The organism is Nakamurella lactea DSM 19367, assembly GCF_000426645.1.
Classification (GTDB): domain Bacteria; phylum Actinomycetota; class Actinomycetes; order Mycobacteriales; family Nakamurellaceae; genus Nakamurella; species Nakamurella lactea.
The window spans coordinates 121016-141018 of the sequence record NZ_KE384550.1; the positions used below are offsets into that span (position 1 = coordinate 121016).

The 20003-nt window shown below is 68.9% G+C and carries 16 protein-coding genes; 3 read left to right on the top strand and 13 right to left on the bottom strand.

What is annotated here, in order from left to right; genetic code table 11:
* Nucleotides 1-318 precede the first annotated feature (318 nt).
* From K340_RS0124190 to dnaK, 6 genes are all read right to left on the bottom strand, one after another.
* Nucleotides 319-690 carry a YciI family protein gene (locus K340_RS0124190; protein ID WP_029138582.1) on the bottom strand — a complete coding sequence of 124 codons (372 nt, stop codon included), beginning with the start codon at nucleotides 688-690 and terminating at the stop codon, nucleotides 319-321.
* Nucleotides 691-736: 46 nt separating this feature from the next.
* Nucleotides 737-1483: a DUF998 domain-containing protein gene (locus K340_RS0124195; protein WP_029138583.1), complete on the bottom strand. Its 747-nt coding sequence runs from the start codon at nucleotides 1481-1483 to the stop codon at nucleotides 737-739.
* A 110-nt stretch (nucleotides 1484-1593) separates the two neighbouring features.
* The gene (locus tag K340_RS0124200) at nucleotides 1594-2034 is read right to left on the bottom strand and encodes a heat shock protein transcriptional repressor HspR (RefSeq protein ID WP_051267507.1); all 441 of its coding nucleotides are present in this window, start codon (nucleotides 2032-2034) and stop codon (nucleotides 1594-1596) included.
* A gap of 88 nt (nucleotides 2035-2122) precedes the next feature.
* Nucleotides 2123-3307 (bottom strand): molecular chaperone DnaJ, encoded by a 1185-nt coding sequence (gene dnaJ / locus K340_RS0124205; RefSeq protein WP_029138585.1) that lies wholly within the window; start codon nucleotides 3305-3307, stop codon nucleotides 2123-2125.
* Between the two features lie 24 nt (nucleotides 3308-3331).
* A complete protein-coding gene (gene grpE, locus K340_RS34780) occupies nucleotides 3332-4081 on the bottom strand; it encodes a nucleotide exchange factor GrpE (protein ID WP_051267509.1) in 750 nt (249 codons plus the stop codon).
* A complete protein-coding gene (gene dnaK / locus K340_RS0124215) occupies nucleotides 4078-5964 on the bottom strand; it encodes a molecular chaperone DnaK (RefSeq protein ID WP_029138586.1) in 1887 nt (628 codons plus the stop codon). Before dnaK ends, grpE begins: the two co-directional genes overlap by 4 nt.
* Nucleotides 5965-6404: 440 nt before the next feature.
* Between dnaK and K340_RS36480 the strand changes: the two genes are divergently transcribed.
* Nucleotides 6405-6626 (top strand): hypothetical protein, encoded by a 222-nt coding sequence (locus K340_RS36480; protein ID WP_037366609.1) that lies wholly within the window; start codon nucleotides 6405-6407, stop codon nucleotides 6624-6626.
* A 172-nt stretch (nucleotides 6627-6798) separates the two neighbouring features.
* Here the strand turns inward: K340_RS36480 and K340_RS0124225 are convergent, their stop codons facing one another.
* The 7 genes from K340_RS0124225 to K340_RS0124255 all read right to left on the bottom strand — a co-directional run bounded on the left by K340_RS0124225 (nucleotide 6799) and on the right by K340_RS0124255 (nucleotide 18442).
* Complete coding sequence (locus tag K340_RS0124225; protein WP_051267513.1) at nucleotides 6799-10890, bottom strand: S8 family serine peptidase; 4092 nt, start codon at nucleotides 10888-10890, stop codon at nucleotides 6799-6801.
* Between the two features lie 71 nt (nucleotides 10891-10961).
* Complete coding sequence (locus K340_RS0124230) at nucleotides 10962-11144, bottom strand: hypothetical protein (RefSeq protein ID WP_029138588.1); 183 nt, start codon at nucleotides 11142-11144, stop codon at nucleotides 10962-10964.
* A gap of 101 nt (nucleotides 11145-11245) precedes the next feature.
* The gene (locus K340_RS0124235) at nucleotides 11246-14212 is read right to left on the bottom strand and encodes a helix-turn-helix transcriptional regulator (RefSeq protein ID WP_051267516.1); all 2967 of its coding nucleotides are present in this window, start codon (nucleotides 14210-14212) and stop codon (nucleotides 11246-11248) included.
* 87 nt (nucleotides 14213-14299) lie between these two features.
* Nucleotides 14300-15265: an N-acetyl-1-D-myo-inositol-2-amino-2-deoxy-alpha-D-glucopyranoside deacetylase gene (mshB, locus tag K340_RS0124240; protein ID WP_211229628.1), complete on the bottom strand. Its 966-nt coding sequence runs from the start codon at nucleotides 15263-15265 to the stop codon at nucleotides 14300-14302.
* Between the two features lie 47 nt (nucleotides 15266-15312).
* The gene (locus K340_RS33030; protein WP_051267518.1) at nucleotides 15313-16842 is read right to left on the bottom strand and encodes a UbiD family decarboxylase; all 1530 of its coding nucleotides are present in this window, start codon (nucleotides 16840-16842) and stop codon (nucleotides 15313-15315) included.
* Entirely contained in the window at nucleotides 16839-17405 is a 567-nt protein-coding gene (locus K340_RS0124250) for a UbiX family flavin prenyltransferase (protein ID WP_245599712.1), read from the bottom strand. The genes K340_RS33030 and K340_RS0124250 overlap by 4 nt, the downstream gene beginning before the upstream one ends.
* A gap of 101 nt (nucleotides 17406-17506) precedes the next feature.
* Complete coding sequence (locus K340_RS0124255; protein ID WP_051267640.1) at nucleotides 17507-18442, bottom strand: SDR family oxidoreductase; 936 nt, start codon at nucleotides 18440-18442, stop codon at nucleotides 17507-17509.
* A 130-nt stretch (nucleotides 18443-18572) separates the two neighbouring features.
* Here K340_RS0124255 and K340_RS33035 point away from each other — a divergent pair, with 130 nt between their 5' ends.
* Nucleotides 18573-19196 carry a TetR/AcrR family transcriptional regulator gene (locus K340_RS33035; RefSeq protein WP_051267520.1) on the top strand — a complete coding sequence of 208 codons (624 nt, stop codon included), beginning with the start codon at nucleotides 18573-18575 and terminating at the stop codon, nucleotides 19194-19196.
* 73 nt (nucleotides 19197-19269) lie between these two features.
* Nucleotides 19270-19926, top strand: coding sequence for an alpha-ketoglutarate-dependent dioxygenase AlkB (locus tag K340_RS0124265; protein ID WP_029138593.1), 657 nt, complete (start codon nucleotides 19270-19272; stop codon nucleotides 19924-19926).
* Nucleotides 19927-20003 lie beyond the last annotated feature (77 nt).

Here is a 20003-nt window from a genome sequence, read left to right on the forward strand (position 1 = left end):
TCAGCGGGAATCGGCGCGACGGGGCGTCGGCAGTTCCCAATAGCAGTCCGGGCCGGCATTGGCGAAGCGTCTCTCGACCGGCCGGCCGGCCTTCGGCTCCGGTTTCGGGGCGTGGCCCCTGATCACCGTCGCGGTAGTCGTTTCGCGCCCGCCCTGATGCGGGAGTGTGGGCGTCGAGACTGTTGAACCTGTGCTCATTCTGATCGCCTCCACAGCACCTCCAGTCTCCCCCACCCGGACGCCGTCGGCAAGGGAGGCGGGGCAGGACAGCAGGAAGGCCGGAGCGGATGCTCCGGCCTTCCTGCAGATGGCCTCAGGTCAGCTCTGGGGCGGGAAATCCTCCGGCCCGAAAACCTTCAGCACCGTCGCCTCGCCCTCCCAGCCCGGCCACGACTCGTGGTGCAGCCGGACGAACCGGGTCGCCCACTCGACCGCCTCCTCCTTGCTGCGGACGTCGTAGATCGCGTAGCTGATCATTTCCTTCGACTCGGCGAACGGGCCGTCGACCACGCTCAGCTCGCCACCGGCGACCGCGACCTTCGCGCCGAGCGCGCTCGGCGCCAGACCACCGTTGTCCAGCAGCGCGCCCGACCTGGTGGCCTCATCGCCGAGTTGCATGATCCCGGCCATCAGCCCCTCCGGCGGCGGCCCGGCAGGGTTCGTGCCTTCCAGCAAAATGATGTAGCGCATGACATTTCCCTTCTCTGGTGATGGATGCGGCTGTTGTTGTCGATGTTCAACTCGAGGTTCGATGTGCGTCGGACGCACCGACCGTTCGGACACGGTAGCGATCGATGGCTACGGCGCAGGTTCCGGCGCAGGCCAGCACCACCGCGACGGTGAACGCCAGGATCGAGGCCCGGCTGCCACCGCCCACCGCCACGGCGGCGAAGCCGATGCCGACCGCGGCGCCGACCACCCGCAATGCCGTTGTCCAGCGACGGTTGCCCTCGTCCGCGTATCGCCGGGCGAGCACGAAGAAGGCGATGGTCAGGCAGCCGAAGCCGATGGCTCCGGCGCCCAGGTGCGCCACTCCGTGCCAGCTGATGACGCCGGGGCCATCGGGCGTGCCGGCCGGGAAGCCCTGGCCGGGATCGGCCCGGAAGATCGCCGCCGCCAGCAGCGCGGCACCGTAGCCGCCGATCAACCGCGGCGCCCAGGTCGCCGCCACCCCGGATCGCAGCGCGCGTCGCAGGCCGACGGCGAACGCGATCGTCATCGCTCCGGTGACGGCGAAGTTCGCGGTCTGCACCCAGCCCGGCCCGCCGTTGGCCAGCAGGCTCCAGGAGTGCCTGGTCGGATCGAAGCCCGCCCTGGTCAGGATCTGGACGACGGCGACGATCAGGTACAGCGGCCCGGCGATGACGCCGTAGCCGAGCAACGACCTGGTGATTCGTTGCCCGGGTGAGCAGTCGGCGTCGAGTTGCCTGCTGCCGTGGCCGATAGTGCTGGGGTTGGAACTGGGATGGGCGGTCGCGGACATCAAATGCTCCAGGTGATCGGTGGGCTGCCCGGTTGCGGCCCTGTCACCTACTCCACGAACGACCGGCGCCGATTTTGCGCACGACGAAGATCGGTGAGGACGAAGATCGGTCAGCGCTGCCAGCGCACCACGCTGCGGCCGGACTCGGAGTGCAACACGACGTCGCCTCCCGGCGACGAACCGGTGGCGATCACCCGGCGAAGGGCGGCGACTTCCCGTTGCAGCGCGATGTTCTCCCGTTGCATTTCGGCCAGTCGCCGACGCAGTGCGTTCGCCCGCGCCTCCAGGTCGACGATCCGGCGGATGCCGGACCGGTTCACCCCGTCCTGCTGGGACAGTCGTTGCATCTCGCGGAGCAGTTCGATGTCGCGTCGGGAGTAGCGGCGGCCACCGCCGGCTGCCCGGCCCGGCGACACCAGGCCCTCCCGGTCGTAGGTGCGCAGGGTCTGCGCGTGCATGCCGGCGAGCTCGGCGGCCACCGAGATCACATAGACCGGCTCGTCGGCCGAGATTCCGGTGGAATCCCAGCCGACGTTGCCGCCCCGTGTCATCTGAATTCACCGGTCATCTGAACACACCGGTCAGCTGAATGCGCCGCTCGGCTGAACGCACCCGCCCGCTCGATACGCCCGTCATCGTTCACGCACCGGCCTTGGCGGCGATCGCGCTGGTGATCGCCTCGCGCGGATCGTCCGGAGTGGCGGCGGCGAACTCCGTCAGCGCCTTCGTCGCTTCGCTGGAAAGCTTTTGCGGGATGGACACTTCGACCGTCACGATCAGGTCGCCGGTGTGGTTCTTGCGGACCACCCCGGCACCCTTCACCCGGAACTTGCGACCGGATGCGGTGCCGGCCGGCACCCGCAACGACACCGCATCGGTCAGGGTCGGCACGGTCAACGTTGTGCCCTGCACCAGCTCCGGGAAGGTCACCGGGACGGTGAGCGTCAGGTTGTCGCCGGACCGGCCGAACAGCCGGTGCTTGCGGACATGCACCACCACGTACAGGTCGCCGGCGGGCCCACCGCCGAGGCCCGGCTCACCCCGGCCGGCCAGCTTGATCCTGGTCCCGTCGGACACCCCGGCCGGGATCCGGGTCTTGAGCGTTCGGGTCTTCTCGACGGTGCGCTCGCCGTGACAGGTCGGGCACGGGTCGTCGATGATGCTGCCGGTGCCCGAGCAGTTCTGGCATGGCTCGCTGAAGGCGAAAGAGCCTTGGTTGCGAGTGATCAGCCCGGATCCGTGACAGACCGGGCAGGTGTGCGGGCTGGTCCCCGGGCGGGCGCCGGTGCCGTGGCAGGTGTCGCAGGTCCCGCGTTCGGTGATCCGCAGCGGCACCAGCGTGCCGTTCATCGATTCCTCGAAGGTCAGCGTCACCGCGGTCTCCAGGTCGGCACCGCGCCGGGCCCTGACCCGGGAACCGCCTGCGGTCCCCCGGTTGAACAGGCCACCGAACAGATCGCCGATCCCGCCGGCACCACCGTCCGCCCCGCCCGCATTGCGGAACAGGTCGCCGAGGTCGAATCCGCCTGCGCCACCGGCGGTTCCGCCGCCCGGGGCGTTCCCCTGGAAACCGCGGAACGCGCCGGAGGCGATCAGGTCGCGGGCCTCGTCATACTCTTTGCGCTTGTCGTTGTCGGACAGCACGTCATAGGCCTCGGACGCGGCCTTGAACTTCTCCTCCGCCTGCTTGTTGCCCGGGTTCTTGTCCGGATGCAGCTCGCGGGCCAGCTTGCGGTAGGTCTTCTTGATCTCGGCCGAGGTGGCCGTCTTGGGTACACCGAGTTCGGCGTAGTAGTCCTTCTCGTAGTAGTCCTGGACGGACACCCCGGCCTCCTCTCTGTTGCTCTGTTACTGCTGGTCTGTCGCTTCGGTCTCTGGTGTGTCGATGACGTCGTCGGCGCCGCTGCTTGCAGTATCCGCGTCCGCCGGAGCCTGCGCCTCGGTATCGTGCTCGGGACCGACCACCACCACCACGGCCGGCCTGGCCAGCCGATCGGACAGCGTGTAGCCGTGCCGGAGCACCTCGGCCACCGTCGGTTCGCTGACGTCGGACGAGGTGGTGAACTGCACCGCCTCGTGCAGCGCCGGGTCGAACGGGTCTCCCGGTGCTCCGACCCGCTCCAGGCCGAGCTTGCTCATCACACCGATCAGCTTGTCACTGACCGCCTTGAACGCGCCGGTCAGATCGCCGTGCGCCTCCGCCCGGTCCAGATCGTCCAGCACACCGAACAGCTCGGTGAGGACCGAGGCCTTCGCCGTCTGCACCACCAGTTCTCGATCGCGGTCGACCCGCTTGCGGTAGTTGGCGTACTCCGCCGTCACCCGCTGCAGATCGGCCGTGCGCTCGGCCGCCTCCTTCTTCGCGGCCTCCAGCTCGGGCCCGGTGGTGTCCACCGACAGCGGTTGCCCCGCGTTGTTCGGATCACCGGGATCGGATGGGCCGACCGGCCCGGGGAAACCCCCGGCGCCGGGCGACTGCTGCTCGCCGGGAACGTCCCGGCGGGCGCCGGTGGTCGGATCGAAGCGCCGCCGATCGGTGAACTGGAACGGCTTGTCGCCGCTGTTGTTCTCCGGCCCGCCGCTATTCGGTGAGCTCACTGGCTCGCGTCCTTCTTCTCTGCCGAGTCGTCCGCGGTCGGTTCATCGACGATCTCGGCGTCGACGATGTCGTCGTCGCCACCGGCGGCGCCGGCGGCACCCGCGGTGCCGTCCGCGGCAGCGGCCGCGTCAGCCGCCTGGGACTGGGCGTACAGCGCACTGCCCAGCTGCTGCGACTCGTTCGCCAGCTCCTCAACGGCCGACTTCAGCACGGCGATGTCGGTGCCCTTGAGCGCCTCGTTCACCTTGCCGATGGCGGTGTTCACCCGCTCCTTCGGCTCATCCGGCAGCTTCTCACCGTTCTCGGCCAGGAACTTCTCGGTCTGGTTCACCAGTTGCTCGGCGGAGTTGCGGACCTCGGCCTCCTCGCGGCGGGCCTTGTCCTCCTCGGCGTGTGCCTCGGCGTCCTTGATCATCCGGTCGATGTCGTCCTTGGGCAGCGCGGAGCCGCCGGTGATCGTCATCGACTGTTCCTTGCCGGTGCCCTTGTCGGTCGCCGTCACGTGCACGATGCCGTTGGCGTCGATGTCGAAGGTGACCTCGATCTGCGGGACACCCTGCGGTGCCGGCGGCAGGCCGGTCAGCTCGAACATGCCGAGCTTCTTGTTGTAGGCGGCGATGTCGCGCTCGCCCTGGAACACCTGGATCTGCACGCTGGGCTGGTTGGCCTCTGCGGTGGTGAAGATCTCGCTGCGCTTGGTCGGGATGGTGGTGTTGCGCTCGATCAGCTTGGTCATGATGCCGCCCTTGGTCTCGATGCCCAGGGACAACGGGGTGACGTCCAGCAGCAGCACGTCCTTCACCTCGCCGCGTAGCACGCCGGCCTGCAGGGCAGCACCGACCGCAACAACCTCATCCGGGTTGACGCCCTTGTTCGGCTCCTGACCGCCGGTCAGCTCCTTGACCAGTTCGGTGACGGCCGGCATCCGGGTGGAACCGCCGACCAGCACGACGTGATCGATGTCGGAGACCTTGACACCGGCGTCCTTGATCACCTGGTGGAACGGCTCACGGGTGCGGTCCAGCAGATCGGAGGTGATTCGCTGGAACTCGGCGCGGGACAGCGACTCGTCCAGGAACAGCGGGTTCTTCTCGGAGTCGACGGTGATGTACGGCAGGTTGATCGAGGTCTGCTGCGAGCTGGACAGCTCGATCTTGGCCTTCTCGGCCGCCTCGCGGATGCGCTGCATGGCCATCTTGTCCTTGGTCAGGTCGATGCCGTTGGCGCTCTTGAACTTGTCGACCAACCAGGTCACCACGCGCTCGTCCCAGTCGTCGCCGCCCAGCTTGTTGTCGCCGGCGGTGGCGCGCACCTCGACGACGCCGTCGCCGATCTCCAGCAGGGACACGTCGAAGGTGCCGCCGCCGAGGTCGAAGACCAGGATGGTCTGTTCCTTCTCGCCCTTGTCCAGGCCGTAGGCCAGCGCGGCCGCGGTCGGCTCGTTGACGATCCGCAGCACGTTCAGGCCGGCGATGTCGCCGGCTTCCTTGGTGGCCTGCCGCTGCGCGTCGTTGAAGTAGGCGGGGACGGTGATGACGGCGTCGGTGACGGGCTCGCCCAGGTACGCCTCGGCGTCCCGCTTGAGCTTGCCGAGCACCCGCGCGCTGATCTCCTGCGCGGTGTACTTCTTGCCGTCGATGTCGGCGGTGGTCCAGTCGGTGCCCATGTGGCGCTTGACCGACCGGATGGTGCGGTCGACGTTCGTCACCGCCTGCCGCTTCGCGACTTCACCGACCAGCACCTCACCGTTCTTGGCGAAGGCGACGATGGACGGGGTGGTACGGGAACCCTCGGCGTTCGCGATGACCGTGGGCTCGCCGCCCTCCAGCACCGACACCACCGAGTTGGTGGTACCGAGGTCGATTCCTACAGCTCGAGACATGCGATTCCTCCTTGTTGGCCGGCACTGATCGCCGGCACGGGTTGGCCGGCTCTGTGCGCCGACGGCGCCCGACTGGCTCTTGGCAGTGTTGCTACGAAACGACTCAATGCCTGCCCCAGCATGCAACCGATGGCGGTCGATCCGCAAGGCGACTTGAGCCGCTCCGACTCAACTTCACTAAATGTTCCAACGGGCAGTGACCGCGGATTGTTCCCGGCCGGCGTGTCAGCGGGGGGTGCGGGCGGCGGGGTGCCTGCTCGTCCGCCGCTCGTCGGGCCGCTCCACCGGCGTCTCGGGGGCGCGCGGCGGGAGCCTCGCAACGCAAATCGTGGTTCGCAGGGCAAATTCGCCCTGCGAACCACTGGTGGCCTTGCGAAGCCCAGGGCAGCCGCACCGGCTCAGGGCCGCACGGGACTCCGGCGCGCGTCTACATTGGGTTCATGGGAATGCTGGCGAACCCGTTCGACCGAGGCAAGCTGCGCCACGACGGCGGGGAGAGCGGCGACGGCCAGCAGCATCCGCTGGTCGACATCGACCTGGAGTCCGGCGTCGTTCGGATCGCGCCGGCCCCGCCCCGTGCTGAACCCGGCCCGGCAGAGTCCGATCCGGCAGAGTCCGATCCGGCCGACGCCGATCCGGCCGATGCCGAGGCCACCGACTGACGACGTTCGTCGTCAGCCCAGGTCCAATCCGGCGAACAGGTCGTCAGCCCCGTCCGGCAGCGGCGCCCCGGATGCCGGCCGGAAGCACTCGTCCCGGAACCGGCCGGGCGAAAGGGAAACGGGCCACCGCCCGAAGGCGGTGGCCCGTCGCCCCTGCGAGGCCGGGTGAGGGTCAGCCTCGATCGTGCAGGGCGAAGGCCCGCAGGCTGGTCTGTTCGACCGTGTTGCCGGCGGCGTCCCTGGCCGTCACCTTCAGGCTGACGGCGCCCGAGGTCCTGACCAGCTTCGGATAGCGGGCGGTGACCCGGAAGGTCCCGTCCTTGCCCTTGCGCAGCTTCGCCGACGTCCAGGTCTCGCCGTCATCGGTGCTGTAGGAGACCGTGGCGCCGGTGATCTTCGGCGCCGCCAGCGCGCCGGGCTGGTGATACGCCCGGACGGTGAAGACGTGCTTGCCGGTGAGCACGGTGTTGTCCGCCCGGAGGGTGTTGCCCAGGTCGTAGCCGGCGAACACCAGTGGATCCGGATGGCAGGGCTCGGTCTTGCCGGCGAAGATGGTTCCGACGCAGGCATATCCGGGTGCAAGTTCACCATCGGCCGGAGCGGTCGAGGTGAAGTTCCAGACGTTGCTGGTGCCGGCACCGCTCTGGGTGAGTCGGTAACGGGTCGGTTCCGCAGCCAGCTTGAACCCCGGAACCGGCAGCCCCCATGGTGCGCGTGGCACCTCGGCCCCGTTGGCGGTCATCGACACGTTCGCGTTGACCACGGCACCTCCGACCACCTTGCCGCTGTCGTTCATCCTCAGGTAGTTCGGATAGAACACCTCGCCCTGCCGGCACATCACGCACTGTTGCACGGCGTAGCTGTTCTCGATCGGCGACACCAGTTCGGCTCCCGGGGTCACCGCGACCGTGGCCCACTGCTCCACCGTCGATGCCGGGGCATTGAGCGCCCGGTGGTTGTTCGTCCAGGTCCCGCTCGGGTTCTGGACCTGGAGGTTGGCCATCACGTCGGGATAGAGCGGGCCGTAGTACTCGGTGTGCTCGCCCTGCCCGGCGACCGCCATCGCCGTGATGATGCTGACCCCGTCCGTCGCGGTCTTTTCGTGCCAGGCCTTGAACGCCACCCCCTGAGCGGCGGCCGAGAAGTGCGACCGCATCGTGACCAGGTCCCGGGCGGTGACCCGGAAGCGCAGCGAACCGGGGATCCGGTCGTGCAGGTACTTCTTCAGGTTGTAGGTGTAGTCGATGTCCGGGTTGCTGGTCACGTCGATGGTCACCGGGCCGCGACCGACTTGGGCTCGCAGCTTCGCCCCGGCGGCCGGCGAGATCTCGGTGACCGGCAGCGGATGCGGATCGCCACCGTTGTAGGACGGGGCGGGGGCCGAGCAGCGAGAGTCGAGCTTGGCTGGGAACGTCACCACGCCGACCGCGCCGGCAGCCTTCAGGGCGGCCAACCGTTCGTTGACCACGACGCAGCCGAACGCCTCGTCAGGCACCTGCTCCTCGTCCGGGTCGAGTACCTCCAGCGCCAGTTTGCCCCGCAGATCGAGGCCCTTGAGGTCGTCCGGCTTGGCGAGGTTGACGTAGGCCACCTTGAGTCGTTGCTTGCCCTCGGGGAACGGCTGGTATCCAAAGGCGGACAGCGACATACCCTCGTCGAAATACCCGTCGATCCAGTTCGCTAACTTCTCCTTGCGCGGGCTGATCACCGTCAGATCCAGCTGCGGATTGATGAACGCCCGCTGCAGGGCCAGCGAGAACTCGCCCTTGGTCACCCGCGCGGTCGGTGTCGCCATCGTCCATTGACTGCGACCGATTTCCATCGAGGACACCCGACGGCCGTCGACCAAGGTGCGGGCGATTGTCGTCTGGATCTGCGGCGCCTCCTGCTGGTGCGGCTTCGGGGTATCGAATTCGATCGGCACCGCGGACCTTGCGTCCAGAGTGATGTCGGTGTCGCCGGTGACGGTGAGCTCCGGGTTGAGCAGCAGGGTCTGTCCGAACCGGCCCTCGTCGTTCTGCTGGTTCAGCCACTGGGTGATCTGGTAGGTGCCGGCGGCGACCCGATAGCGCAGCACGCCCGGCGCGACCTGAACGCCGCCCTTGACCCCGGCCACGCCGGGCACGTCGATGGCCAGCACGGAGCTGGTCAGCCCGGTCACCCAGGCCTCGGGGGCCGGATTGCCGTGGTGGTCGAGGGTGTGCACCGTCAGGTCGTACTTCCTGGGTTCGCGGAGCACTGCGGCAGGGGTGGTCAGCCGGACCTCACCCGCGGCGTCGACGGCGGTCACGCTGCCGGCGTAGCGCCCGGCGGCGAGGTTGGTGACATCCAGGGTGACGGTGGCTGTTGCGGTGCCGCCGGCCGGCACCGTGACGGTCTGGTCGGCGGTCAGCGAGCCGTCGACCGGGTCGCCGGACAGGGTGCGGATGGTCGGGGTCAGGGTGAGGGTGAGGTCGGCGTTACCGGCGTTGGCGTATTCGATCTGCTGCTCGATCGGGGCCGGGGTTTCTTCGAACGGCACAGTGCCGAAGTCCAGGTTGACCGTCCGGGACACCACCCGTTGGGTGGCCGCACGGCCGATATCGACCCGGCCGGCGCCGACCTCAAAGGCGGTGTAGCCAACCTCTTTGGCGGTGCTCATCAGCCCGGCCTTGAGCTGCGCCGGTGTCCAGTCCGGATGCACCTGCGCCAGAATGGCCGCCGAACCCGCGACGTGCGGGGTGGCCATCGAGGTGCCGTTCAGCGAGGTGTACAGCGCGTCGACCGGCGAGCCGAGGCTGGTGCCGGCCGCCCTGGCGGCGACGATGTTCACCCCGGGCGCGGCGATGTCGGGCTTCAGCGCGCCGTCGGTGCGCGGGCCGCGGCTGGAGAAGTTCGCCAGCTTGTCGCTCTTGTCGGTGGCGGCGACGGTGAGTGCCTCTGCGGCGGCGCCCGGCGTTCCGACGGTCCCGGCGACCGGTCCGGCATTGCCGGCGGCGATGACGAACAGCGCGCCGGTGCTGTCGGTCAGGTTGTTCACCGCCTGGCTCATCGGGTCGCTGCCGTCGGTGGGATCGCCGCCCAGGCTCATCGAGACGACGTCCGCGTGCTCCTGTTCGGTCGCCCACTCCATCCCGTCGATGATGGTCGAGGACGGGCCGCTGCCGGCGTTGTCCAGCACCTTGCCGATCAGCAGGTCGGCGCCGGGCGCGACACCCTTCCTCAGGCCGTTGGAGGCGTTCCCGGTGCCGGCCACCGTCGCGGCGACGTGGGTGCCGTGGCCGTGGCCGTCGACAATCCCCTCTCCGGCGATGAATCCCTTGCTGGCCTTGACCTTCCCGGCCACGTCGGGATGCGTCTCGTCGATCCCGGTGTCCAGGACGGCGACCCGGACCCCGGTTCCGTCGAACCCGGCCTCCCAGGCGGTCGGCGCACCGATCAGCGGCACGCTCTGGTCCAGGGTGACCGACACCTTCCGGTCGAGCCAGATCTTCTCGATGCCGGCCTGCAGCTCGCCGGATTGCGCGGCCCTGGTGCCGAATTTCGGCGCCTGGGCCTGGTGCACCGTCGACCAGAAGTCGGAGGCCTTGGCCTTGGTCACGTCGACCGCCGCGCCGCCGATGCTGTCCAGCTCGCGGGTGGCCGTGCTGGCCGGCAGTGCCTTGGCGGTGGCCATCGCCGAAGCGGCCCTGCGGGTATCCGGGTACTGCACGATCACCGGCATCTTGGCGGTCTGATCATCGGTGAATCCGTTGTCCGCCAGGTATTTCACATCGAAGAGCGAGCGATCGAGCACCCCGGCGTCGACTGCCGGCCCGGCGTCGGACGGAACCACGAAGATGCCGTCGGGGCCGGCGTCGACGTTGAACATCGGCGTACTGCCGTCCGGCCGCTCGGCGGGCATCGGTATCGCGTCGTAGCCGCCGTCGGCGGTCGGCGTCACCCGGACGTGATCGCCGGTGATCAGGGTGATGGTCCGGCCGTTGTCCGCGGTCGTCGCGCCGGCGCCAGTGCTGGCGGCCGCGGCCGAAACGGGCTGATCGTGGATCACCGTGAGCGGCGCCGCCGAACCGCCAGTGCCCGTGAGGGATCCGGCGGCAGCGTCAGGGGTGACCGATCCGTCCGGCTCGGCCGCGGTGCTCGGGGCCGCATACAGCCCCGCCGCGATCAGCGCGGCAGCGGTGACGGCGCCGAGGGATCTACGTCGGCTCAGTTCTCTTCTGGGGCGCCCGGCGGCCGGTGGGCCGGCAAGTAACGACGATGCGGTGACGGGTTGTCGTCTCATGGGTTATGGCTCTTCCTGTCAGGTCGGTCGGTTTGGAGGGTTCGATCGGGGCACGGCTCTGCTGATCGGGATCAGAGCGGCTCGTAGGCGTCGACGCCGGCCTCCTCGGTGCCGGCTGGCCCGGCGGGTCTTTCGACTTCCGGTACCGGGGCTGCCTCCTCACTCGGAGGGCCGTCGGTGCGCTCGGTGCGCGGATCGCGGCGGGCGGTCGCAGCGAGCGGCAGTGCTGAGGTGACATTGTTCGGATCGTTCATCGGTGGGGCTCTCCCGGGGTTTTCGTCCTCCCGGCGACTATCGGCCGATCGACGGGTGACCGCGATCGCTCAGATGAACCAAAGTGAAGATTCCCGAGCGATCAGTCGACCGGATCGGCCGGTGCCGGCAGCAGCCCGGCATCGACAACGGCTACGGCGAGCGCGGTTCTGCTGGACACCTCCAGCTTGCGCATGGCGGAGTTCAGTTGGGACGCAACAGTGTGCGGCGACCGGGACAACAGCCGCGCGATCTCCTTGGTGGTGCGACCGTCGACCACCAGCCCGGCCACCTCGAGTTCCCGGGGAGACAGCCGGCTTCCGTAACCCTTGCTGCCACCCCACCAGGGCCGCTTGACGTCAACCCCCAGCTCGCGCAGGGCCGCCAGCACTCGGGTGGCCGGACCGCGGGCGTCCAGGCCCGCAAACCCGTCGAACACCTCCGAAAACCCAGCCGCGGCAGCATCTTTGCGGCCGACAGCCAGCAGCGTGCTCGCCCGACGCTCCTTGGCCCGCCAGCTGTCGTACGGCCTGGACATGGCCTGCCAGCGCGTGGCGGCGGCATCGAAAGCGTCGATCGCGCCGGCCGCGTCTCCCTGACCCTCGAGCAACACTGCCCGGCAGTCCGCAAGTGCCGCCAACGGCCCCGGCGCCTGCAGGCCAGCAGCGCCACCCTCGAACAGGTCACACAAAGCCGCGGCCGCCCCCAGCTCCCCGACGTCGACCAGCGCCTGTACCCGAACGGGCAGCAGCTCGGTGGCCCAGAGCCAGATGCCCTTCAGCGTCAACCCTTTCATCGGCTCCTCGGTAACGGACAGCGCCTCAGCCGGTCGCCCGATCTCCAGGTGAAGGGCACCGAGAGCACCAGCGATCTCCATCGACTCGGCCAGAGCGCCGTGCCGCCAGGCCTGCCGGAGGCACTCGGACAGACGAGGCTCGGCAGCCGCCACATTGCCGTCGGCGATGTGCAGTTGCGCGACGATCAACGACGACTCGATACGGCTCACCGGCTGTAGATCCTCGTTGCCCGCCAAGCGCTCCGCCCGGCTCACCAGTCCTTGCCATCGCCCGGCAAACCAGTCCAGTCGGGCTCGGTTGACCATGACGATGTCTCGGAACCGTGCGTGTCTGCCTTCCGCGGTCAGTTCGCCAGCGAGCTGAAGGTGATGCGCCGCCTGCGCATAACGACCCCAGGCTGTCGCAAAATGACTGAAGTTGATCTGCGCGCGGCTGATCGACTCGAGTCCACGCTCCGACTCCGGATGTTCGGGTATCCGGGCAGCCTCTTCCCATCCCCGGTTCTCACCGAGTGCGAGCAGACTGGTCGCCAGGTCCACCCGGTGCCGGAGTTGTTGCAGAGCAGGCAGGGTCTCGATGGCGGCCGCCGCGCGTAACAGCCAGCCCAGGTGTTCCGTCGCCGGGAGATCCGTTCCCCGCGGGTGGCCGAGCAACAGCAAGGCGCGTGCACCCCAGTCCGGTCGATGATCCAGCAGCGGCACCGATCGCCGCAGCTCATCGTTCGCGGCCGCGTATTCGTCGACGCTGGTGAGGAATCTTCCTCGCTGGTAACGGATCTCACCCTCGGTCGCCGCGTCGGTCATCTCATTGCCCAACGCCTGCCCGAGCACCTCTGCCAGCGCCAGGTAACGGTCCGGACCGACCAGACTGAGGCTGATCTTGTCGGCGAGTTCGGCACGGGCCGCGCCCGGCAGCTCTGCATGGACGACGACGTCGTACAGCAGGCCGTCCGACGTCGCCACGTCCCCGGACGAGCGGGCGAGGGCCGCAGCCTGCTCTGCGTAACGGACCCAACCGTCGGTCTCACCGGCCTCGCGGAAGTGCCTGGCCAGCGCAGCATTCTGGGCGATCGGCGAGTGCTCCAGCGCCACCCCTGCTCGCCGGTGCAGTTCGCCGCGTCGAGGTGACGGTAGGTCGTCGTAGACGGCGCGGCAGGCGAGCACATGCCGGAAGGCGATCAGCCGGCGCGCGTTACTGCCCAACACCCCGGCATCCAATGCCTCACCCATGCCCTCCCTGAACACGCTCGGTTCCAGACCGGCGACCTCCGCGATCGTCGGCTCGGCGGAGGGGTCGGTGAGCACCGCGGCAGCCTCCACGACAGCCCGGGCCGCATCGCTCATCCGGCCAACGCGTTCCAGCACCGAGTCGCGCACCCTGGGCGGCACCGCGATCTGGTCCAGCCGTCGGCGCACCCACTCGCCGTCCCGGTGGGTCAGGTCGCTCCGATCCTGCAGCAGGCGCAGCGACTCCTCCACGGCCAGTGGAACACCGTCGGTCCCGTCATGCATGAACGTCACGAACTCGGTGGACATCGGCTCGCCGGCCAGCATCGACGACAGCATCTCGGCGGTCGCGGCCATGCCCAGCGGCCCCAGAGTCACCGTCAGTTGGTTCGTGCCGGTGAAACGCGACGTCAGTCGTAGCAACAGCGAATCGGCCGGCAGATCCTCGGGCCGATAGGTGCACAGCAGGCTCCGCGCGGCCGGTGATCCGTGTGCCGGCCGACGCGACATCAGGAAGATCAGGAACTCGATGGTCGCTTGATCGGACCAGTGCACGTCTTCGACCACCAGCAGTTCGACCGACAGCCGATCGAGCAGTTCGGCCAATGCCCGGAACAGCCGGTGTCGGGCGGCTGACGGATCGTCCAACTGCTCGGGCAACGGCGGTAGCCCGTCTGCCCATTCGGGAAACATCGGCCGCAGCGCGCCGGCCAGCGCCGTCAGCCCGAGATCGCCGACGCTGTCCGTGGTTTCCCGCAGTGCGTCGACCACCGGCCCGAGGGTGAACGGCTCCCGGAACGGCGGGCAGGTCGCGACCAGCACCTTCGCCGCCGTCGTCCGATGCCCGCCGGCAGCGGCTTGTCGATGTTCCAGGACCTCCTGCACCAGCCGGCTCTTGCCGATCCCGGCCTCGCCCTCGATCAGGACCACGGCCGGCGGCGCCTGCAGCGCGCGGAGGATCTGTGCCAGTTCCGGTCCGCGTCCGACGAACCGAGGCCGGGCCAGCATCATCGGATGCGCCACCGCCGCTGCCCCATGCCCGACCATCGAGAGCTCCCTCGTATCACGTCCGACTACGGATCGTAACGAGGTGGCCGAGAACCTACCGAAGTGGCGCGGTTCGTCAGCCCGGCGTCAGTCCAGGGTCAGTCCCGCGAACAGGTCGTCAGCCCCGTCCGGCAGCGGCACCCCGGACGCCAGCCGGAAGCATTCCTCCCACAACCGGCCGGGTGGCGCGTCCTGGAGCTTGAAGAAGAACTCGTCGTTGCGGATCTGGGTGGCATGAGCGCGCATGGCGGCGAAACGCTGCGCACCGTAGGCATAGCCGTCGATCCGGACGTCGATGTCACGGTCGCGGACCGTCATCATCGGCGGCTCGTCGGAGTCGAGATCGATGCTGTCGAACCACTCGTTGCTCTCGCCGGCCTCCCGCCCGGCGCGGATCATCTCGCGGAACGTCTCGGCCGACATCGCGGTCCACAGCACCCGCTGGATCTGCCAGGGTTCGCCCAGTTCGGGCCGGTAGGAGGCAACGCCGGCCAGCGCGGCCGCGTACGTCGCCACCCGGTGGGCCTGGACGTGGTCGGGATGGCCGTAGTGGCCCTTCTCGTCGTAGGTGATCAGTACCTGCGGACGCCGGTCGCGGATCAGGCTCACCAGTTCGTTCGCCGCCTCCAGCAGGTCCGCCCGCCAGAAGCTCCCGTCGTGCACCTCGTCCGGGGCGATGGCACCGCCCCGTTCGTCGTAGGCCATCCCGGAATCGCGCCAGCGGCCGTCGCCGCCGAGCCGGACGAAATCGGTGACGCCCAGCTCCTGCATCGCCTTCGTCAGCTCCTCCAGCCGGCGCGGGGCGAGATTGTCGTCGTTGTCGTGCCGCAGGTGCTCGAGCTCGGGGATCACCACCTCGCCCAGCTCCCCCAGTGTGCAGGTGACCAGCGTGACGCCGGCTCCCTCGGCGGCATAGCGGGCCATCGTGGTGCCGGTGGAAGTGGTCTCGTCGTCCGGGTGGGCGTGCACCAGCATCAACCGGCGCTTCGGGATCGCCGGCGGCGAGGTCGCGCTGTCGGTCTCTGGTGAGGTCGTAGGTGCTGTGTTCGTCACCCCACAACGGTAACCATCGCCACCGACGCCCTGCGCTTCTTTTGTTGCTACCCGGCCGCCTCCAGATCGTCCGGAGTACTGCCGTGAGAGTCCCGGTAGCCGTAGTTCTGCCAGTTGTCGATGACGTGTTGGCGGACCTCGGCAGGCCAGGCATGTGCCAGGTCCGAGGGGGTCGGACGTTCGTCCTTGTCGAATCGGTCGGCAACCAGGCAGTTGTAGACGATCTTGGTGGCGTGGTAGCTGAGTCGTTCGTGGGCATCGAGATAGATCGGCAGGATGTTCTGCGGCTCGTTGGCGAAGTGGATCTCGCCGTGCTCGGGGTGGGCACGGCTGGCAAAGGCCCAGATGACCTGCTTCGGGTCTGCGATATCGATGTCGTTCTCGATGAGCAACAGCTTGGGTACACCGAAGGCCAGCTTGCCTGCGCCGAACACGGTCTGGCCGACCTGTCGGGCGAGCTGTTGCGAGGACAGGCCGGTCCGTTCGTGCCAGTCCGGTCGCACGGCGACCACCCACCAGTGGTTCGCCGACTCGAGCACACCCCAGCACGCGGCGACCGGGAGCTTCGCCTGCCGCAGCACGTGAGTCATTTCTGCGGCGTGCGGCAGGCCCCAGCCGGTGTGGTCCTCTTCGACCGGCGCACCGGCCACCGCCACGGGCAGGATCGCCTGGTCGCGGTAGGTCACCGCGGTCACCTGCAGCACCGGGCGCGGCAGCGCGGTGCTGCGGTCGAGGTAGCCGGGATACTCGCCCATCGGGCCCTCGTCGGCGAACTCGGTGTGGGAGACATATCCCTCGATCACGATCTCCGCGGTCGCCGGCACCAGCAGATCGACGGTCTCAGCGGGCACAAGGTCGAGCGGTTGGCCGAAGTAGGCGCCGAGATAGTGCGACTCGTCGGCGCCCGCGGGCAGCGGCATCCCCCCGACGTACGGCAAAGCGGGCTCGACACCGAGGGCCACCGCGATCGGCATCGGCTCGCCGCGCTGTTCCCACTGCGCCTTGATGATCCCCAGGTGCTGTGGGGGCGGAATGAGACAGGCGAGCCGGTTCCGGTCCAACAGCATCATCCGGTTGATCGACCAGTTCGTCCACGAGCCGTCCGGGGTCTTCACGACATTGAGCCCGTACGTCTGCAGATATCGTCCGCCGTCGCCGTCGTGGATGAGCGGCGTCGGGAATCGCAGCAGATCGATGTCATCGCCGCGCATCAGGTTCTGCTTGCACGGCCCGGTGGTGAGGATCGTTGGCGGGATCGGCTCACGGTCACGGGCGTCGGCCAGCGCCGTGACGATGTCCGCACCGCTCGCGTGCGGCGGCAGACCGAGCGCGACCGCGATCCGGGCGTAGGTGAGTCCGGTCTGCGCCGACAGGCCACCCGGTGCCGCGAGGACGCGGAAGCCGTCACCCGTCCCGCGGATGTTCTCGAACAGCGGCGCCGGCGCGCGCAACTCGTAGGAGCGGCGGGCCACTGCGCCGAGCTCGAGATTCCAATCCACCTCCTTGCCGATGTGCTGGATCTCGCCGATCGCGTCGAGCTCGTCGATGAAGGCGCGTAGATCGCGCAGGTGTCTCATGATTCTCCTTCTTCTGCAGTGGTTTCGCCCCAGCGGGGCAGATTCGGAACGTCAACGCCGAGCAGGTCCAAGGCCCTGGCCGCTGAATGTTCGACGATGTCCTGGACGCCGGCCGGGCGCAGGTACCAGGCCGGGACCGGCGGCATGACGATCGCGCCCGACTCGGTCGCCGCGGCCATCGCCCGCAGGTGGCCGAGAGTCAACGGGGTCTCGCGCACCATCAGCACCAGCGGCCGCCGCTCCTTCAGCGCGACGTCGGCCGCGCGGGTCAACAGGTTGTCGCCCAGCGAGTAGGCAATGGCGGACAGTGAGCGGATCGAACAGGGCGCGACGATCATCCCGCCGGTACGGAACGATCCCGACGCGATGGCCGCCCCCACATCGGCCGGCCGGTAGACGACGTCGGCCATGGCGGCCAGCTCCGCCGCCGACAGGTCGGTCTCGTAGGCCCGCGTCTGCTGGCCCGCCGGGCTGACGACAAGGTGTGTTTCCCAGCCGGCCTTTCGGGCCAACTCCAGCACGGCGACCGCATAGCAAATGCCGGTCGCTCCGCTGATCCCCACGACCAGCCGGCGTGCGGCTGTGTCCGTCTCGCTCCTTCGCTCGGGAGCGGTTTCAAGTGGTTGCCGAGCAGGTGAAGGTTGGCTCATCCGAACCTCCGCGGCTATCCGGCGGTGGGCGCGTCGTGCGCGGTTGATGCCTCGCCGGAAGCGACGGTTTGCCGGGCGAAGAAGTTGGCCAGGTGGTCGGAACCGGTCGGTGGTGCCGTCATCTCATGGGTCATCACGGCGATCAGGAACTGCAGGGGCCCGTAGACGTGCTCGGGGGTGCACCGGGCGAGCACCCGGACGGCGGCCACCACCAGGCCGCGGGGAAGGTGGCGGATCCGCGGCGCGGTCCCGTGCGCGGCGAACGCCGCGCGGGCGATCGCCTCATAACTGAGCACGTCGGGCCCGCCGATCTGCACGTCCGTCGCGGTCGACGCCGCGGCCTCGATGCAGGCGGCGGCGACATCGCGGCCCGAGATGGGGTTGATCCTCAGCTGTCCGTCGCCGATCAACGACACGGTGCCGCGACCGGCCATGGTCAGGAACTCACCCATGTCCGAGAAGTAGCCGGTGGGCCGCACCACCACCGACGAGACGGGCGAGGCGTCCAGCGCGTCGACGAACTTCTCCTTCGCCGCTGCCAGCCGCACGGTTCCGCGAAGCTCGCGGCCGTGCAGCACGGACACGTACACGAAGCGCGCGACGCCGGCCTTCTCGGCCAGGCGCAGCAGCGCGAGGTTGCCGCGGTAGTCGACGTCCAGGTACTTCCCGCCGCCACGCTGGCGGGTGATGCCCAGAGCGGAGAACACCACGTCAACGCCGTCGGTGACGCCCGACAGGGTCGCCGGGTCGGTCACCTGTCCGACGAAGGCGTCGACCCCGCCGGGGAACGTGGTCGCCTGCTCCGGTCGCCGCACCAGGACGCGCACCCGGCATCCGGCATCGACCAGGGCGCGCACGAGGTGCCGACCGAGATAGCCGGTCGCCCCGGCGACGAGGACGCGTTGCCCGTGCACGTTCGGTGGTGCTTCCGCTGGTGGATCTGTGGTCATGGCTTCCTGCATCTCCTGTGGGATTGATGGGCTGCCCGAGGCCGGCTTCCGGACCGGGCACCGGAGTTCGTGGACCACACGGTACACGATTCTTGGACCAAGCGGTACAAGAATTTGATAGACTGCTCGAATGGCCCGACCACCACGACCCGTTGACCCGGACAGTGGGCACGATCTGCTGCTCGCCGCGGCCCGGACGTTCGCCCGGGATGGCTACCAGGCCGCGTCGTTGAACGAGATCCTGCAGACCGCCGGCTGGGCGAAAAGCTCGCTGTACCACTACTTCGACAGCAAGAAGGGACTGCACGATCACGTCGTCACCGTTCTGCGCGCCCGGCTCGGCGATGCCATCACCCTGCCCGAGCTGGCCACCCTCACCGCCGGAGACTTCTGGCCGGCGATGGCGCGACTGCTCGATGATCTCGGCCGGGCGGCCGCCGACCATCCGGAGACGCGACAGCTCGGACTGATGTATCACCGGGACGAATCCGCCGAGACCGACAGCGCACTGCTCGCACTGCGTACCGACGTCGCCGATTGGCTCAACCAGGCCGTGCGCCGTGGCCTGGCCCTGGGGCTCGTACGGCAGGACATCCCCGCCGACCTCGCCGTCGAACTGACCGGCGCCGTGCTCAACGTGCTCGACCGCTGGGCCGTGGACCGTGCCCTGCACTCGCCGGGTGGCTCCGACGCGGCCCGACTCTCCTTGACCCTCATCAAGGACCTCATCGGGGCCCCGGACAGCAACGGCTGACAGCAAGGCCCAACAAGCCGAGCCCGGTCGAAATGTACTCGAACATCTGTTCGTAGCGGAGTACCATGGCCGCATGCTCGAGGCCCTCCAGGGATCGTTGTTCGACAATCCGGTCGACTCGGCCGGCGCTCCGCAGCTCGGCCCGCTGCGCGATCGGGTCCGCCGGACAGCACTCGAACACGGCGCCTGGGTCGATCAACTGCCGACCTGGCTGGCCGGCGGCGATCTACTGCTGGAGGCGCTGCTGCACGACGTGCCATGGAAGGCGGAGCGGCGCGAGATGTACGAGCGGATCGTCGACGTCCCGAGGCTGACGAAGTTCTACGAGGCCGACGAGCCGCTGCCACATCCACTTCTCATCCGCGCCCGGGATGCCCTGTCGGAGTTCTACGGGGCCGAGCTGGGCGAGCCGTTCGTCACCGCCGGCTTGTGCCTGTACCGCGACGGCGCCGACTCGGTCGCCTGGCACGGCGACCGGATCGGCCGGTCCAGAAATCAGGACACCATGGTGGCGATCCTGTCGGTCGGGTCCGCGCGCTCGTTGATGCTCCGGCCGCGGTCCCCCTCGGCGCGCAGCGGCGGCCACTCGATCAAGCACTCATTGGGCCACGGCGACCTGATCGTGATGGGCGGATCGTGCCAGCGCACCTGGGATCACTGCATTCCCAAGACCTCTCGTCCGGTCGGGCCCCGGATCTCGATCCAGTTCCGGCCGCGCGGCGTTCGCTGAGTCCGGCGGCCGCGATACCTCGGAGCCGAAAGGCGGCAACGCTTCCCGGGAGATCCGCCGGTGGGCATCCGCGGCAC